Raw genomic sequence first — 18,108 nt, forward strand, 5'->3', positions numbered from 1 at the left:
ACTATGAAGTTTCTTAAATATATTACATTATGTGCCGCTGCCCTCACCTTAGGAAGTTGTGCGGATGACTTTTTGGATAAGGAGCCAAGTGAATATGCTTCGGAAGACCAAATCAAAGAAGTGATTGAGAGAGACCCAAGTGCCATACAAGCCTATATTACGGGATATTATAAAAACCTATTTTCTCCAGAAGCTCAGCAAAGTCATGACGATTTTGGTCTAAAAGCATTCGAATTAGCTACGGATTTGATGGGAGATGATATGGCTTATCTGACTCAGCACTTCTTCGTTTACGACTATATGTTGGATAACCGAGGCTCGAATTACCGTCGCCCTACGACATGTTGGCAAGAGCTTTATGCTGTAATTAGTGGCGCGAACGAAGTTATTACCAATCTAATCGGTTTAGCGGAAGACGGGGACGAAACCGTAGAAACCATGTTGGGGCAAAGTTACACTATACGTGCTTATTGTTATTTTTGGCTAATCAATCTTTACCAACAACCTTATCAATGGAATCAGGGAAAGCCAGGTATTCCTATCTATACAGAAACTGAAACAAGATTGGAGCGTGTTCCTGTAAAAGAAGTATATGACCAAATCCTTAGCGATATTGACAAAGGGTACAATTACCTGAAAGGCAAAGGAATTTCAAGTAAAGCAGAATTGAATGAGTATGCTGCAGCTGCTATTTACGCTAACATTCTTTCGTTCGTAAACGATTATCCTGATCAGTGGAATAAAGTCGCAGAATATGCCCAAATAGCTATTCAAGGCGGAACATTGATGAATGAAGACGAATTGTTGTCCGGTTTCAATGACATCAACTTAAGTGAAGTGCTTTGGGGTGCTGACATCAATAGCGAAACCAATACATTTTATGCTTCATTTATGAGTAATATGGATCCGTTTGGACCGGGGTATGGAGGTGCATTAGGTAACTATAAAATGATTGCCAGCGACTTGTATGATAAAATTGCAGACAATGATATTCGTAAAAAATGGTTTGGTATTGATGTAGATGAATCGAATTCTCATTATAATGTACGTCAATATATCCAATGCAAATTTGTGGATGTCGGTTCATTAGGAACAGGAGACACCTTCTGCTCTGATTATATCTATTTGCGTACAGGTGAAATGTATTTCGTGGCAGCCGAAGCTTTATACCGTGCAGGGAAAACAGCTGAAGCAAAAACGATGTTGGAAACTATTATGCAAACCCGTGTACCTGGATATACTTGCAGCAAATCTGGAGATGCGTTATTAGAAGAAATTGAAATTCAAAAACGTATTGAAATGTGGGGTGAAGGAAGACGTTTGTTTGACATGAAACGCCGCAATGAGGATTTAGACAGAACACATGCAACTAATCATAGTGCTACGACTCCTAAATCAGTTCCGGCTGGTGATAAACTATTTATCTATCAAATTCCGGACAAAGAATTGAATGCGAATAGTGCTATTACAGAACAGAATGATTAAATAGTGCATTCTATAAATTAACAAGAAGGCTGCTCATGCTGAAAATCAGTTGGGCAGCCTTCTTTTCAATTTTTACAATGACCGATTGAAAATCCAGCGGGCAAAGAAAGGGTCATCTATTTCGTATTTCTTATTCTTTATTACATATCCTTGCTTAGACAAACGTTTTAACGCACTAAATGCAGTACTGGTAGGCATTTCCCTTTTTGAATCAAGCGGAGACGTTGCGCTTTGTGCTAAAATAGTCAATATGTGGCGGTCGGTTTTATTCATTGCCATCCAAATGCGTTCATAGTCAAAATCATGTAATTGAGTTAATTCGTCTACGGCATGATTTACAACCTCCACTGTCTGGCTTTCTTGTTCCAATATATTCCAAACTTGAAAGGCAAGCTGCTGTGTATAATAAGGATGGCATTGGGTAAACAAAAGGATGTCTTTCGCTATTTGTTCCGATTGCTCTGGAACTATAAATGCAAACCGCTCTGTAAGATAACGGAAAAAATCATCGTACGGTATTTTAGGGAGCCGCATCAAAATGCCGAAATGGTAAAACGGAGATTTTTTCTTTTCGAATATCTCTTCCATCATAGACTCTTGGCTTCCTAAAAAAATATAGTTTACGTTGTGTTGCAACTGCATAATGGAGCGAAGATATTTATCCAAACCTTTTTCCAAATCAATAATTTCTTGGAACTCATCCAATACCACAACGAATTTATTTTTCTCGCCTAATTTCTCTATCAACATCAATACATCTTCCAATACGATATTATTATCGCTTCCGGGTTGAAAAGTAACATCTACTCCATCAGTCATCGGATTGACTGAAAAAGTCGGGATGAACCGAAAATGAGCCATGGCATGTTTGATTTTTTCGAATGGATATAATTTAAATATGCGTTTCAGCAAAAGCGCAGCCAATTCGGTCACAGTTGTAACTGATTGGAAATTAATCATAACCACAGGCCTGTTTATATGCAGCAAGGCTTTACAAACCAAGCTGGTTTTCCCGAATCTCCGCGGGCTGATTAACACCAAATGATTCTCGCTTTCCAACAATTGCCCGATAGATTGTAATTCCTTCTCCCTGTCCGTGAAGAAAGCTCCGTCTACTACTGTCCCAAACTTAAATGGATTTTTCATATTGCGATATTTTTCGTTGCGACTTTTTTCGCAAATATAATCATTATCCTGTAATAAAGAAACTTTCATTCCATGAAAACTTCGTTCCTTGGTAATACATTGGGATACATTAGGTAGAAATATTTCAATGAAAATGCCTTTACAAGGTTTTCCAGCTAATGTTTTTGCAGTAAGAGATAAAAACAGGAATCATTTGTAAATACTTCAATAACAGGCAATTATTGGCTAAGATTCAGTTCGGCCGGAACTTTGGTGGTTTCTTTCACCGGCTTGCAGACGCAAGAGCTCGACATCCGACCGGTTATGAAAGTTGTACTGAAGTCGGATGAAGAGGTGTTGGATGAAGTTGTTGTCGTTGCTTACGGTACCCAGAAACGTGCCTCCATTACGGGTGCGGTATCATCTGTAAGTGCAGGTCAGATTGAAAAACGACCGGTAACAAATGTGACCAGCGCATTGGAAGGTACTACTACCGGTGTGCAGGTAAACAGTACATACGGTGAACCGGGTAATGGTAGTAATAGCATCCGTATCCGCGGTTTTGGTTCTATTAATGGAACAAACGAACCCTTGATTGTAGTAGATGGTGTACCCTATGAAGGCAGCCTGAACGAAATCAATACCAATGATATTGAATCAATGTCTGTCTTGAAGGATGCTTCTTCGGCTGCTCTTTATGGTAATAAAGCCGCTAATGGTGTTATTTTGATTACGACACGTAATGGAAAAGGAAGCAAACCGAGCCTGAATCTGGATATACGCCAAGGTATGTATACCCGTGGTATTCCCGAATACGACCGTCTGGGCATCAACGACTGGATGGAAACAATGTGGAAAGGATACCAACGCTATTATATGATAGACGAAGGTATGGATGCTGCTTCAGCCGCCGCAGCCGTTAACCAGACTTTGATGAGCAATGTTATCAAATCGAATATTTTCGATAAGGGAAACACTGAACTTTTCACAGAAGATGGAAAGTTCTTAGGAAATGTTTTGCCAGGATATAATGACTTGGATTGGAATGATGCTTTGGAGCGTACAGGCTACCGCCAAGAATATAATTTGAGCGGTGCAGCTGCGGGTGAAAAATATGATTTGTTTGCATCTGGTTCTTATTTGAACGAAAAAGGATATGTTATCAGTTCTGATTTTGAACGTTTCTCCGGTCGCTTGAAAGCCAACTTTACTCCGAACAAATGGTTTAAGAGCGGTATTAATTTATCAGCAAGTTCTTCGGAAGGCAATTATGCCAATGAAGCCAACGGCACCTATTATATCAACCCATTCTATTCCGCACGTATGATGGCTCCGGTTTATCCGTATTATGCACATGATGCAGAAGGCAATGTGGTGATGGACGAGAATGGAAATCCTACCTACAACCTAGGGCAACAGTATCTGTCAAACCGCCATGTAGTGTATGAATTGGAAAACGATATCAACCGTATGTACACCAACACGATGCAAGGACAGATTTATGCCACGATTTCGTTCTTGAATGATTTCCAGTTTACGGCAAAAGGAAACCTGTTCAATTCGAACATGAAACAGAAAAATTACAATAACCCTGTCTGTGGTGACGGTGCCGGCAACAACGGTCGTCTGACCCAATATTATCAACGTGTGAAAGATTACACGCTTTCACAAGAATTATTTTGGGCTCACCACTTCAACAAGCATACGGTAGATGTGCTGTTGGCTCATGAAGCACGTAGTTATTATGAGTCACTGGACTATACTGCAAAGGCTAATATGAAAATGACAGGTGACAACACTGAGTTGTCAAACTTCTCAGAAACTACTTACAGTGAAGGTTCTACGATTGAGTATAACACAGAAAGTTATTTGGCACGTGCCCGTTACAACTACGATGACAAGTATTATTTCGATGCTTCTTTCCGTCGGGACGGCTCTTCCCGCTTCCATCCCGATCACCGTTGGGGGAACTTTTGGTCGGTAGGCGGAAGCTGGATGATTTCGAAAGAAAAGTTCATGGAAGATGTGACTTGGGTAGATGATTTGAAATTGCGTGCTTCGTATGGTGAAGTAGGTAATGACGCCGGTGTAGATTATTATGCCTACATGGCTTTGTATAATTCGGACACCAATGCCGGATTGGGTGCTTATTATAAGAACCAGCTGATGAACGAGAACTTGAAATGGGAAACCACATCTTCGTTTGACATCGCGGTAGAAGCCCGTCTGTTTGACCGGTGGAACATTTCATTCGATTATTTCGATAAACGTTCGCGCGACCTGCTGTTCAATGTGTATAATCCGTTGTCGGCTGGTGCTACAGACTTGTGGGGAATCGGTAGTGCTGACGCAACAGCTATGTCAAGTATGGCAAAAAACATCGGGTCGGTATCTAATAGAGGTATCGAAATCGCTACTGATGTGGATGTTATCCGTACCAAAGACTGGAACTGGAATATCGGCATGAACCTGACATGGCTGAAAAACGAGATTATCGAATTGCCTGACGGAGAAGATATCCTAAACGGTGTACAGATGTTCTCGGAAGGACATAGTATTTACGAGTTCTATATGTACCAGTATGCCGGTGTAGACCAGATGAACGGTCGTGCTCTTTATGAAATTGACCCGACAAAAGTTGAATCGGCAAAAGCAGCTGGTTATCATGTGAATATCAACGGTACAGACTATACGTATAACACCACGTATGCTAGAAAGGACTGGAGCGGCACTGCATTGCCTACTGTTTATGGAAGCATCTCGACTTCGGTAAGTTATAAGGATTTAACTCTTTCTATCTTAGGGACTTACTCATTGGGTGGAAAGACATACGATACCACCTATGCTTCTTTGATGAGTTCGAGCGTAGCCAGTCCGAATGCACTGCATACAGATGTGTTGAATGCCTGGCAGAGTGTACCTGCTGGAATGACAGAGGATTCGCCCAATCGTGTAGATCCGAACGGAATTCCCCGTTTTGACTTGTCATCACAAGATGCTTATTCGCAAGGTTCATGTGACCGTTGGCTGCAAAATTCTTCTTATTTCATCTTGAAGAATATCAACTTGAACTATAATTTGCCTAAGAGATGGGTAACCAAACTCGGACTTGGCGGTATAAGCGTATATGGTAGTATTGAAAACGCATTTACCATTACCTCGCTGAAAGGTATGAACCCGCAGTACAGTTTCAACGGTACGATGGACAACACATTCGTCACTGCCCGCGTTTATACTTTAGGCGTAAACTTGAAATTCTAAATCAATACATAAATTAATAGAGCATATAAATATATGAGACATTCTATCACAAAATACATGACAATGGGATTGCTGGGTGCTGCCTTGGCGTTCAGCTCCTGTAGTGACAGCTGGCTGGACACGATGCCTACTGGTTCAGCTTCTGCTGGGGAAGTGAACGGTAATGCAGACAATATGAAGCAAGCCATCAACGGTATCTGCAAACTGATGACCATGCAGCATGCATATTATGGCCAGGGTTTTAATGGCGAAGGTACCATCATGATGATGTACGCCGAATATATGGGTGAGGATTTCTATTTCCCTGTATTTGCCCCGGGATGGGCTCCGATGATGAATGGAACGATGAATGACAGCAATACATCCATTTATGATTCGTACCCTTGGTATTATTACTATACCATAGTAGGAAACGCTAATACGATTCTTGCCAATGTAGATACCGCCGAAGGAGATGAGGCAGAGCTTCAGTTTCTGAAAGCTTCAGCATTGACATTCCGCGCATTTGCCTTTTCACAAGTAGTACAGTTCTATTGCAACAGTTGGGCGAATAGCAACAACGGTGCTACAGACGGTATAGTTTTACGTTTGGATGAATCTACAGGTGACATGCCGTTGTCTACCTTAGCTCAGACCTATGAACAGATTTACAAGGATCTTGACGAAGCCATCTCACTGTTTCAGGCATCCGGTTTAGACCGTAGCACTGTATACAGCAGCAGTGCCGTATGTTTTCCAAATCTGAATGTAGCTTATGGCGTATACGCTCGTGCTGCCCTGATTCGGGAGGATTATAGCAAGGCAAGTGAAATGGCCCAATTGGCCCGGAATGGTTATGCATTAATGTCGAATGCCGATTACCGAACCGGCTTCTGCAATCCGACTTCCGAATGGATTTGGGGTTCTTATAATGATGCTGCAGAAACTTTATATTACTGGAGCTATCAAGTGACAATGGCATACAATGGTTATTATGCGTCTGTTGGTTATAATATCGCGGCAAGCCGTGAGCTGATTGACGCTATCCCTGATACGGATATACGTAAAGGCTTATTCTTGCACTCCGGTACTTTCTTGGAAGAAGGCCAAAAGGTGGAAGACGTCATAGAAACAATTTATGGAAGCTTTGATATAGAGACGGATGCAGGTTTAGCTGCGGCAACCAAGGCCAATAATTATGCAGCCAGCGTTTGCACTTACACTCCGGCACAAACCATTGAACCATACGGTGCTTTGAAATTTGCCGCACTTGGTATGCCGGGTATTGGATGCATTCCATTTATCCGTTCTTCTGAAATGTTATTGATTGAGGCAGAAGCAGCTTATAAGACAGGGGATATTACAAGTGCACAAAACGATTTGATTGAATTGAATCAAACCAGTGGACGTGACCCTGAATATACTTGTACGAAAACAGGAGAAGATTTGTGGAACGAAATTATTCTGTACCGCCGTCTCGAACTTTGGGGTGAAGGTCACAGCTGGTTCGACTGCAAGCGTTGGGGACGCCCGGTTCAGCGCAAAGGCATTACCGAAGGAGGTAATTTCCATGCATCTATCGCCGGTACTTATGGAGCAGACCCCAACTCTTCATTCTGGAAATGGGTTCTTCCGTCAAGAGAAACCGATTATAACAGTGGATTAGACATGCCAGCCGTAGAATAACGGACAAATACACGACAACAAGTAAAGCGACCCTTCTGCACGAAAATATCTGCAGGAGGGTCGCATTTTATATCATAAGGACGTATTTAAAACTTATCCCCAATCAGCCTACGATAAAATTCAAAACAGTTTCTTCTAAGCAAGACACCGCAAAGCAGCGCTACAAATAAAGCATTTAACAAGATTATCACAATGTAGAAACAAGGATGTAACACGACCACCCTATTTTTGCAATGTCAAATAAAAAAGGAAGAAAGAAATGAAAACAACTCTGATTAAAAACATCATTTTAGGCTTGGCTGCCATGACTTTCATTACAACTGCAAATGCAGAAGACAGCAACAAAGAAAACAAGACCAAAGACATGCAAGTAAAAGTACTGGTAGTTGGACTAGACAATGTGGGTTCTAACTATTTTCCAGCTCCTATGATTACAGAAGAAACCGGCATTCCTCAAGACAGCATCGGTGACACTTACAACCGTATTATTACCAATAACATCATTCAGGCAAACAAAGACAAAAAATATACGTTCGTCTCATCAGAAAATCTTCCTGATGTGAATACTCTTGTGACCGAAGTTAAAGTCAACGGAGAAAATGAAGACACCTATGCTGACTTAAGTAATGTAAACAAAGAAGAATTCAGCAAAATACTTAACGAAGCGGATGCCGACTATGTGCTTTTCCTTAATAAACATTACTTGAAATGGCAAGACACTCCCCTGCGCACCCTGTTCCACTTTGTAAGTTATTCACTTTACGACCGCAATCAGCATGAAGTGACCAAAGGGAACAACTATTTCACATGCATGAATTTGGAAAAGGGAGCCAAACTCAGCAAAGCCAGCCGTAAAAGTTCCTCCAAAATAGCTTCGGAAGTCATCAAAAGCATCAACAAAGACTAACTAGACATAAACAAACAGATTCTCTCTCTCTTTCTGACGTCGCCGCATGCTGAAAATGCCGCGACGTTTTTTGTGTATTCCCGTAAATTCTTGTTACCTTTGCCTGCAAACAAAAAAGATTCTGAATATGGCAAAATTTAAACGTATCTTGTTAAAGTTAAGCGGCGAAAGCCTGATGGGAGAAAAGAAATACGGCATAGACGAGAAACGCCTGGGAGAATATGCCTTGCAGATTAAGGAAATACACGACATGGGCGTGCAGATAGGCATCGTTATCGGCGGAGGGAACATTTTCCGCGGGCTGAGCGGTGCCGGAAAGGGATTCGACCGCGTGAAAGGCGACCAGATGGGGATGCTCGCCACGGTAATCAACAGCTTGGGGCTAAGCTCGGCATTGACGGCAAACGGGGTGAAGGCACGGGTGCTGACGGCTATCCGCATGGAGCCGATAGGCGAGTTTTACACCAAATGGAAAGCCATCGAAGCCATGGAGAACGGTGAAGTGGCCATCATGTCCGCCGGCACGGGAAACCCGTTCTTTACCACCGACACGGGTTCATCGCTGAGAGGCATCGAAATAGAAGCCGACGTGATGCTGAAAGGCACGCGCGTAGACGGCATCTATACCGCCGACCCCGAAAAAGACCCGACCGCCAAGAAGTTTGACGATATCACGTACGACGAAGTGCTGGCACGCGGGCTGAAGGTGATGGACCTCACCGCCACCTGCATGTGCAAGGAAAACAACCTGCCCATCATCGTCTTCGACATGGATACCGTGGGCAACCTGAAGAAGGTCGTTGCCGGTGAAAATATCGGCACGCTGGTACATAATTAACAATTAATAATTAACAATTAATAATTAACAATTAATAATTAACAATTAATAATGCCAATCAGGGGTTAAAAGGGAGTTAGATGCCAATGCCTTTTGCACAGCTTCTGTAAAGACGATGTGCACATCGTCTCTACTACGTGGCATATACAAAATGCACAAATAAATACCGCGTGAAGTATAACTCCTGAACGAAGTGATAACTCCTGTGAAACATAACTACGTTTAACTCCTGATTCGCGTTAATTATTAATTGTTAATTATTAATTGAACTGTTGTCCCGTTCTTCATCAGCGGTATTTCCTTCAGGCGGCCGAGGGGAATCCCCCGAGCCTGCGCAATGATGTTCCGGTTTATCTGCCCGTGGGCAACCACCAGCACCGACTTGCCCTCGCAATGCTGCTTCAGATAGTCGATGCACTTGCCTGCACGTGCGTAAAGCATTGCGGGGGTTTCGGCGTCTTTCGGGAAACAGGAACGGTCGACACTGTTTATCGACATCCCCGTCCAGCTCCCCCAGTCCACTTCGCGGAACAGGGCATTCTTTTCCCAGGGCAAATCCCGGCTGCCTACCGCAAGGCGGACCGTATCTGCCACCCGTTGCAGGTCGCTGCTGACAATGGCATCCAACGGAATGTTTTCCAAGGCCTTTCCCAAGGCTATGGCCTGCCGCTTCCCTTCTTCGGTGAGGTGTCCGGGCAAATGCCCTTGGAATATCCGGCTCAGGTTTTCTTCTGTCTGCCCGTGGCGGGCGAGGTATATAGTCAACATCTTATTAAATGAAGAATTAAGAATTTGAATATCCGCAAACATCCCATGTAGGGGCGTATCGCATACGCCCGAATGCGTCCACTTATCCACGCGGATGCCTTCAGGGCGTATGCGATACGCCCCTACAGTCAATTAGGTAAAATGCGGATATTCATTATTAAGAATGAGGAATGAAGAATGCTGTTTCTTCATTCAAAAAAGATTCTTCATTCTTCATTTAAATCAGTCTTCCATCAGTTTCCGGTAACGCACGCGCTTCGGCTCTACATTGCCCATGCGCTTCATCTTGTTTTCCTCGTATTCGGTGTACGAGCCTTCGAAGAAGAACACCTCGCTGTTTCCTTCAAACGCCAGGATGTGGGTGCAGATACGGTCGAGGAACCAGCGGTCGTGGCTGATTACTACGGCACATCCGGCAAAGTCTTCCAAACCTTCTTCCAGCGCACGCAGGGTGTTGACGTCAATGTCGTTGGTAGGCTCGTCCAGAAGCAATACGTTGCCTTCTTCCTTCAGCGCCATGGCAAGGTGCAGGCGGTTGCGCTCGCCTCCCGAAAGCATGCCGCAGAGCTTTTCCTGGTCGGCGCCCGAGAAATTGAACCGACTCAGGTAGGCACGGGCGTTCACGTCGCGGTTGCCCATGCGGAGCAAGTCGTTGCCTCCGCTGATAACCTGGTATACGGTCTTGTTCGGGTCGATGTCTTTGTGTTGCTGGTCCACGTAGGCAACCTTTACGGTTTCGCCCACTTCGAAGTCGCCTTTGTCGGGCTTCTCAATGCCCATAATCAGGCGGAACAGGGTGGTTTTTCCGGCACCGTTGGGACCGATGACGCCCACAATGCCGTTGGGGGGAAGCATGAAGTTGAGGTCGTCGAAGAGCAGCTTGTCGCCGTAAGCTTTTGCCACGTGTTTCGCCTCGATTACCTTATTTCCCAGACGGGGACCGTTCGGGATGAAGATTTCGAGCTTTTCTTCTTTCTCCTTCACGTCTTCGTTCAATAACTTGTCGTACGAGTTGAGACGTGCCTTGCCTTTCGCCTGACGTGCCTTGGGCGCCATGCGCACCCATTCCAACTCGCGTTCCAGGGTCTTGCGGCGCTTGCTTGCCACTTTCTCTTCCATCTCCATGCGCTTGGTCTTCTGCTCCAGCCAGCTGGAATAGTTTCCTTTCCAGGGGATGCCTTCGCCACGGTCCAGCTCCAGAATCCAGCCTGCCACGTGGTCGAGAAAATAGCGGTCGTGCGTCACGGCAATCACCGTTCCTTCGTATTGCTGGAGGTGTTGTTCCAGCCAGTCGATGCTTTCGGCATCCAGGTGGTTGGTAGGTTCGTCCAGCAAGAGGATGTCGGGCTTCTGGAGCAGCAGGCGGCACAGCGCCACCCGACGGCGTTCGCCTCCCGAAAGGTTCTTCACCGGCTGGTCTTCGGGCGGGCAGCGCAAGGCGTCCATCGCGCGCTCCAGCTTGGAGTCGAGGTTCCACGCGTCGGTAGAGTCGATGATGTCCTGCAGTTCCGCCTGACGGGCAAAGAGGGCATCCATTTTCTCGGGGTCCTCGTAATACTCGGGCAAGCCGAACTTCTGGTTGATTTCCTCGTATTCGGCAAGCGCGTCTACGGTTGCCTGCACGCCTTCCATCACGACTTCCTTCACCGTTTTCGTATCGTCCAAATAAGGTTCCTGCGCCAGATAGCCTACCGAGTAGCCCGGCGAGAACACCACTTCGCCCTGATAATTCTTGTCCAGTCCGGCGATAATCTTCAGCAACGTAGACTTACCGGCTCCGTTCAAACCGATGATGCCGATTTTCGCTCCATAGAAAAAGGATAGGTAGATGTCTTTCAATACCTGTTTGTTGTTCTGGAATGACTTGCTCACTCCGACCATCGAAAAGATAATTTTTTTATCGTCTGCCATATTCTTTATAGTTTTAATGTTTCTGATAATGTCTCTTGAAATAACGGTACGTGAATGCCTGATACAGCAAAAGCCCTGCCACGGCTATCAGTATTTCCGCCCCAAACAAGCCTTTGCCCTGACTTTGCAGATACACGCCCAAGAAGATGCCGCACGCCCACGCCAATTCCCACGACAAGCGGTATGTGTGATAACCCGTCCCGCGCTCGCAATGCAAGGGGAGCAAAATCATCATCTGGAGGAACTGGCCGATGGAGAATCCCGTGCCTAAGCCTATCAGGCATCCGCCTATATAGAGGGGATAAACGCCCTCAGGATGATGCAATGCCATCAGTCCGGCAATCATCAGCAATTGCCCCGCCCCGACTTGAATCCGCCCGTCGACCTGCCGCCTTACGCTCTCCCTCACCAACAGATAGAGCAGGAAGCCAAGCCCTGTGCAAAGATAAAAGGAAAAATCGGAAACCGAAACAAAAAGCATGCCTATCACCAACGGAACCGCCATCATATTGATGCCCGGAGGGACCGCACGGAAAAGCAAGAAACGGTCGGACGAGCACAGGGGCAAATCCAAAGGGGCGCGGAAACTGATTTTCACATACCCGATTAGCACCATAGCCACCGCCAGCAAGCACGCCGAAACACTTACCAGCTGCGTGAAAGCCACATGCTGCATCCCCGCCAAGCCAATCACAACGCCCGCCAACATGCCCGCGATGCCCGACCATGTAAAAGCCCGGTTCGCTCCGTCCCGCTGATGGCTGGGAGCCACATCTATCGCCAATGTGCTTCCGGTAGCCATCAAAGCGATTCCGAACGCGCTCCCCTGCAAGACGCGCAAAGCGACAATCTGCCATGTTGCCGAGGTCCACGGATAAGCCAGCGTCGCCAGACCTAACACAATCATGCTCCGTATGCATACCTGTTTCCGGCTGAATGTATCGACCAGATAACTGTTGAACACTCCCGGAATGAACAGGGACAAGCCGAACACTACCGCCATGCACGCCGCTTCCACTCCTGTATATCCCCAGACATCCGTCATCCACCGGTGCAGGACAGGAAACTGCATGTATACGGCGGCATGAAAAAACACATTTGCCGCTGCAAGCAAAGTAAAGTTTTTATTCCACAGCATATACCTTTATTATAATTGACAAATGACAATTGACAATTCTTTCACATCGCCGCAGGGCTAATGTCAATTGTCCATTGTTTAATATTGTTCCGACTCGTTCGGGAAACCGCCCGACTTCACATCCGTCACATATTGTCCGATGGCATCGGTCATCACCGCATTCAGGTCGGCATACCGGCGCAGGAACTTCGGGCTGAAGCCTTTGGTCATGCCCAACATATCAGCCACCACCAGCACCTGACCGTCTGTAGCTCCTCCGGCACCTATGCCGATGACGGGGATATGCAAGGATTCGGTCACCTGCTGTGCCAATGCAGCCGGAATCTTTTCCAATACCAGCCCGAAGCAGCCGGCTTCTTCCAGCAATTTCGCGTCGCGCAACAGCTTATCGGCTTCGGCATCGCCCTTGGCACGCACACCATACGTACCATACTTGTTGATGGATTGCGGCATCAGGCCCAGATGACCCATCACTGGGACACCCGCCCCGATTATCTTGCGGATAGCCTCTATCACTTCCTCTCCGCCTTCCAGCTTCAGCGCATCGGCACCCGTCTCCTTCATCATCCGCATGGCGTTGCGCACCCCGTCGAACGGGTCTGCCTGATACGAGCCGAACGGCATATCCACCACCACCAGCGCACGCTTCACGCCCCGGACGACCGAACGGGCATGGTAAATCATCTGGTCGACCGTAATGGGCAACGTCGTCACATTGCCTGCCATTACGTTCGATGCCGAGTCGCCAACCAATATCGCATCCACCCCGGCTTCGTCCACGATGCGTGCCGTGGTATAGTCGTACGAAGTCAGCATTGAAATTTTCTCACCTCTTTCTTTCATTTCCATCAAGCGGTGGGTGGTCACCTTCCGAGTGTCACTGACTAAATATCCAGCCATAATCTTTCTCCTTTCTTAAGTAATTAATCCTAAAGTTTATACAATCTGCCCGTTTTATAGTCAATCAGAAATGAATTGCGAAAAATCATTTGTCATGCTGAGTGCCTATTTCCTGCGGAAAACCCATTCGATTATGACAAATTGTAAATTCGTCATTGGTAACGAAGTGAAGCATCTCGGATGCGCCCACGTGGATGTACACGAGATCCTTCACGTTCGTTCAGGATGACAATACATCAAGATTTTTTCGCAAACCAATTTTGTTTTTTAATATCCGCATTCCACCCAATTGCCTTGTAGGGGCGTATCGCATACGCCCTGAAAATATCCACGTGGATTAGTTGATGCATTCGGGCGTATGCGATACGCCCCTACATGGGATGTTTGCGGATATTCAATATCATTTTATTTTATCTGCGTTAATCTGCGAAAATCTGTGTTTCTGATAAATATCATTTAAGTCCGTACACTCACTTAAATAAAAATCCGGGCAAAAGTAAATCATTTCAACGAGTTAAGCAAGCTTTTCATCTTTTCGTAGCTGAACAAGGTGAAATCGGGGATAACCACCCGGCATTTATCACGGATTGCCTCAGCGGGATTCGTCGTGCTCAGCCCTACCACCGCCATTCCGGCGGCATTTCCCGCTTCCAGCCCATGAAACGAGTCTTCGAACACCACACAGTTCTCCGGTACCGTCCCCAGCACCTGCGCCCCCAGCAGGAAGCAGTCGGGGGCTGGTTTCGAGCGGGTGAACATCTCCGCCGTCAGGATTCGCCCGACCAGTTCCTTCAGTTCCGGATGCACGGCATACACGCTCCGCATCTTCTGTCCGTTCGAGCTGGTCACAATCGCCGTCTTCACTCCCTGCTCACGCAGCTCACGCATGAAACCGGTCACTCCCGGCACGTATTCATACTTCATCTCTGCCTCATAGCGGTTCAAATCCTCCGTAATTTCCGCCTGCTCTTTCTCCATCCCGGCAAAATAACGGCTGAAAATCTGGCTCAAGGTCTGCCCCTTGATTATCTTGCCGAAAGCCTCGTACTCCGGATGATACTTCTTCCCCACCGCATCCCAGAAGACGGTATATTGCGGCTCGGTGTCCATCACCACCCCGTCGAAATCGAAAAGAGCGGCTATACATTTGGTTTTATCCATATCCAGTTTTACATTTAGTTTGATTTAACAGCACAAATTTCCGAAATATTCGTCCATCTTCCTAACTTTGCACCGCAATTTTAACGAAAGAATACACAAAATGAACGCAAACAATCCGCACGTGCTGGGAGAAGCACCTATAGGGAAACTGCTGTGGCAATACTCCATCCCCGCCATCATCGGCATGACACTGACCTCATTGTACAACATCATCGACAGTATTTTCATCGGTCACGGCGTGGGTGCCCTTGCCATCACCGCCCTTGCCATCAACTTTCCGCTGATGAACCTGCTGATAGCCTTCAGCACACTGGTAGGCGTGGGAGGCGCCACGCTCTCATCCATCCGTCTGGGGCAAAAAGACGTGCAGGGAGCCGAAGACATCCTGGGCAATGTCACCATCCTGTGCGTGGTCAATGCCGTCGTGTTCGGAAGCATCTCGCTCATCTTCCTCGACCCCATCCTGTACTTCTTCGGCGCCACCGAAGCCACCATCGGCTACGCACGCCAGTTTATGCAAGTCATCCTGATAGGCACGCCCGTATCGTACGTGATGATCGGACTGAACAACATCATGCGCGCCACGGGCTATCCGCGGAAAGCGATGCTCTCGTCGATGCTCACCGTAGGGTGTAACGTCGTCTTCGCGCCGCTCTTCATCTTCTGGCTCGAATGGGGGATGCGGGGTGCCGCACTGGCGACCATCCTCTCGCAGTTCGTCGGCATGATATGGGTGCTTCACCACTTCTGCAGCCGGTCCAGCTACATCCGGTTCCAGAAACGGCGCCTGCGGCTGAAGAAGAAAATCATCCTCAACGTGTTCAGCATCGGCATGTCGCCCTTCGTAATGAACGTGTGCGCCTGCTGCATCACCATCTTCATCAACAGCAGCCTGCTGAAATACGGAGGCGACCTCTCCATCGGCGCATTCGGCATCCTGAACCGCATCCAGATGCTCTTTGTGATGATTGTAATGGGTATCACGATGGGGATGCAGCCCATCACCGGATACAATTACGGGGCAGGACATTACCAGCGCGTGCGGCAGACACTAAGGCTGGGAATGACCGCCGCCGTTATCATCACCACCTGCGGCTTTGCCATCGGCGAACTGTTTCCGCGTGTGTTCGTAGGAATGTTCACCACCAATGACGAGCTGACCCGCCAAGCCACCGTAGCGGTACGCTTCGGAGTAGCCGCCTTTGCCGTGGTGGGTGCGCAGATTGTCATCACCCAGTTCTTCCAGTCTATCGGGAAAGCCAAAATCTCCATCTTCCTCTCCCTCTCACGCCAGCTGCTGTTCCTTCTTCCGGGACTTGCCCTGCTGCCCCTTGCCTACGGATTGGACGGCGTATGGCTCAGCATGCCCGTGTCCGACTTTCTTGCCTTCATCGTGGCGGTACTGATGCTCGGACACCATTACCGCACGAAAATGAGCGTAGGCAACTGAACCGAGGCATCCGAAGTGCTCCCAACGATTTTGGGAAACGCAGATTAACGCGGATTATTTTGATTTACTATTTTTCGATTTACGAGGTACGATTTAATGCTCAAATAGTAGATAGTAAATTGTCAAATCGTAAATTAAAATAATCTGCGTTTCAAAAAACACTGTGGTGAAATCCGCCTGTCAACTGAACAACAACATCAGATTAAGCACCGAAACCACCGCGGCGATGGTGTAGAGTACGAAGGTGCTCCAGCGCGAATTGGCGTACTCGCCCATCACACGCCGCGATGAGGTAAGCCCCACCTGCAGGAAGACGGTGAACGGAAGCTGCACGCTCAGCACCATCTGCGAAATAATCAGTCCCTGAAACGGGTCATTGATGAAAAAGATGACCAGCAACGCCACGCCTAATGAGAGGAGCACACCCACGCGCGAATGGATATCCTTGATGTGATACGGCTCGCCGAACATCCCGGCAAAGATAGAGCCTGCCGCCATCCCGCTTGTCACCGTCGACGAAAGCCCCGCCATCAGCAATGCCAAAGCGAAAATCGTACCCGCCTGATTGCCCAGCAAAGGGTCGAGCAACGATTTTGCCTGCTGCAACTCTTCCACCTGCACGCCCTGGGCAAAAAAGGTGGATGCCGCCAGCAGAATCATCGCACTGTTGATAGCCCAGCCCACGCCCATCGAGAAGAGTGTGTCGTAAAACTCGTACTTCAGCAACCGCCGGATGGAGCGGTCATCTCCTTTATTATACTCACGGCTCTGCACCACCTCCGAGTGGAGGAAGAGGTTATGGGGCATCACCACCGCTCCCAGCACGCTCATGATGATAAGCAGGCTGCCCTGAGGGATGCTGGGCACCACCCACGAACGGGCGGCAAGAGGCCAGTCGATGTCCACCAGAAACAACTCGTAGAGGAAAGAAAGCCCGATGACCGACACAAAACCGATGATGCCACGCTCGATGCGCCGGTACGAATTAGTGAAAAGCAACACCACCACCAGCACCGTAGTGAGCAACGCGCCCCATACAATGGGCATCCCCACCAGCATCTGCAGGGCTATCGCTCCGCCCAATATCTCGGCAAGCGAGGTAGAGATAGAGGCAAGCACCGCACTGCCCAATATGGGGCGGGCAATCCAGCGGGGCGCATAACGGTGTGCCGCCTCGCTCAGGCACAAGCCGGTCACGATGCCGAGGTGTGCCACGTTGTGCTGCAACACTATCAGCATCACCGTAGACAGGGTAACTACCCACAACAGGGTATATCCGAAATCAGAACCCGCGGCAAAGTTCGAAGCCCAGTTTCCCGGATCGATAAATCCTACGGTCACCAGCAGTCCGGGACCGATATACTTGAAGAAATCCAACCCGCCCAAATAGCGCTGGTGGTCTTTTCGTTTCAGTTCATTCAGTAGTTTTTTCAGCATAATAAAAAAGCATTTATAAGTTGACTAGTTGACTAGGTACCAGGTGACTAGGTTATAGATAG

The 18,108-nt window shown here is 47.3% G+C and carries 13 protein-coding genes; 6 read left to right on the forward strand and 7 right to left on the reverse strand.

Annotation, left to right across the window (positions count from 1 at the left end):
- Positions 1 to 3: 3 nt before the first annotated feature.
- Positions 4 to 1,485 carry a RagB/SusD family nutrient uptake outer membrane protein gene (locus tag H9625_RS02340; RefSeq protein ID WP_087406186.1) on the forward strand — a complete coding sequence of 494 codons (1,482 nt, stop codon included), beginning with the start codon at positions 4 to 6 and terminating at the stop codon, positions 1,483 to 1,485.
- A gap of 72 nt (positions 1,486 to 1,557) precedes the next feature.
- Here H9625_RS02340 and H9625_RS02345 read toward each other — a convergent pair whose 3' ends face one another.
- Complete coding sequence (locus tag H9625_RS02345) at positions 1,558 to 2,631, reverse strand: AAA family ATPase (RefSeq protein ID WP_191762881.1); 1,074 nt, start codon at positions 2,629 to 2,631, stop codon at positions 1,558 to 1,560.
- Positions 2,632 to 2,838: 207 nt separating this feature from the next.
- Here H9625_RS02345 and H9625_RS02350 point away from each other — a divergent pair, with 207 nt between their 5' ends.
- The 4 genes from H9625_RS02350 to pyrH all read left to right on the forward strand — a co-directional run bounded on the left by H9625_RS02350 (position 2,839) and on the right by pyrH (position 9,281).
- Positions 2,839 to 5,871, forward strand: coding sequence for a SusC/RagA family TonB-linked outer membrane protein (locus tag H9625_RS02350; RefSeq protein ID WP_191762901.1), 3,033 nt, complete (start codon positions 2,839 to 2,841; stop codon positions 5,869 to 5,871).
- A gap of 33 nt (positions 5,872 to 5,904) precedes the next feature.
- A complete protein-coding gene (locus tag H9625_RS02355; protein WP_191762882.1) occupies positions 5,905 to 7,536 on the forward strand; it encodes a RagB/SusD family nutrient uptake outer membrane protein in 1,632 nt (543 codons plus the stop codon).
- 259 nt (positions 7,537 to 7,795) lie between these two features.
- Positions 7,796 to 8,443 carry a hypothetical protein gene (locus tag H9625_RS02360; protein ID WP_087208737.1) on the forward strand — a complete coding sequence of 216 codons (648 nt, stop codon included), beginning with the start codon at positions 7,796 to 7,798 and terminating at the stop codon, positions 8,441 to 8,443.
- Between the two features lie 127 nt (positions 8,444 to 8,570).
- Positions 8,571 to 9,281 carry a UMP kinase gene (pyrH, locus tag H9625_RS02365; RefSeq protein ID WP_013617405.1) on the forward strand — a complete coding sequence of 237 codons (711 nt, stop codon included), beginning with the start codon at positions 8,571 to 8,573 and terminating at the stop codon, positions 9,279 to 9,281.
- 246 nt (positions 9,282 to 9,527) lie between these two features.
- Here pyrH and H9625_RS02370 read toward each other — a convergent pair whose 3' ends face one another.
- The 5 genes from H9625_RS02370 to H9625_RS02390 form a co-directional block, all read right to left on the reverse strand.
- A complete protein-coding gene (locus tag H9625_RS02370) occupies positions 9,528 to 10,049 on the reverse strand; it encodes a histidine phosphatase family protein (RefSeq protein ID WP_191762883.1) in 522 nt (173 codons plus the stop codon).
- 222 nt (positions 10,050 to 10,271) lie between these two features.
- Entirely contained in the window at positions 10,272 to 11,960 is a 1,689-nt protein-coding gene (gene ettA / locus H9625_RS02375; RefSeq protein WP_087208733.1) for an energy-dependent translational throttle protein EttA, read from the reverse strand.
- Positions 11,961 to 11,973: 13 nt separating this feature from the next.
- Positions 11,974 to 13,098, reverse strand: a complete 1,125-nt coding sequence (locus H9625_RS02380; RefSeq protein WP_191762884.1) for an MFS transporter — start codon at positions 13,096 to 13,098, stop codon at positions 11,974 to 11,976.
- 78 nt (positions 13,099 to 13,176) lie between these two features.
- Entirely contained in the window at positions 13,177 to 13,998 is an 822-nt protein-coding gene (panB, locus tag H9625_RS02385) for a 3-methyl-2-oxobutanoate hydroxymethyltransferase (protein ID WP_013617409.1), read from the reverse strand.
- A 501-nt stretch (positions 13,999 to 14,499) separates the two neighbouring features.
- Entirely contained in the window at positions 14,500 to 15,159 is a 660-nt protein-coding gene (locus H9625_RS02390) for an HAD family hydrolase (protein WP_013617411.1), read from the reverse strand.
- A 100-nt stretch (positions 15,160 to 15,259) separates the two neighbouring features.
- On the opposite strand from H9625_RS02390, the gene H9625_RS02395 reads away from it, so the two are divergent.
- Entirely contained in the window at positions 15,260 to 16,609 is a 1,350-nt protein-coding gene (locus tag H9625_RS02395) for an MATE family efflux transporter (protein WP_013617412.1), read from the forward strand.
- Between the two features lie 180 nt (positions 16,610 to 16,789).
- Here H9625_RS02395 and H9625_RS02400 read toward each other — a convergent pair whose 3' ends face one another.
- Positions 16,790 to 18,046 carry an Nramp family divalent metal transporter gene (locus H9625_RS02400; protein ID WP_013617414.1) on the reverse strand — a complete coding sequence of 419 codons (1,257 nt, stop codon included), beginning with the start codon at positions 18,044 to 18,046 and terminating at the stop codon, positions 16,790 to 16,792.
- Positions 18,047 to 18,108 lie beyond the last annotated feature (62 nt).

Origin of the sequence: Phocaeicola intestinalis (assembly GCF_014837065.1) — a bacterium.
Classification (GTDB): domain Bacteria; phylum Bacteroidota; class Bacteroidia; order Bacteroidales; family Bacteroidaceae; genus Phocaeicola; species Phocaeicola intestinalis.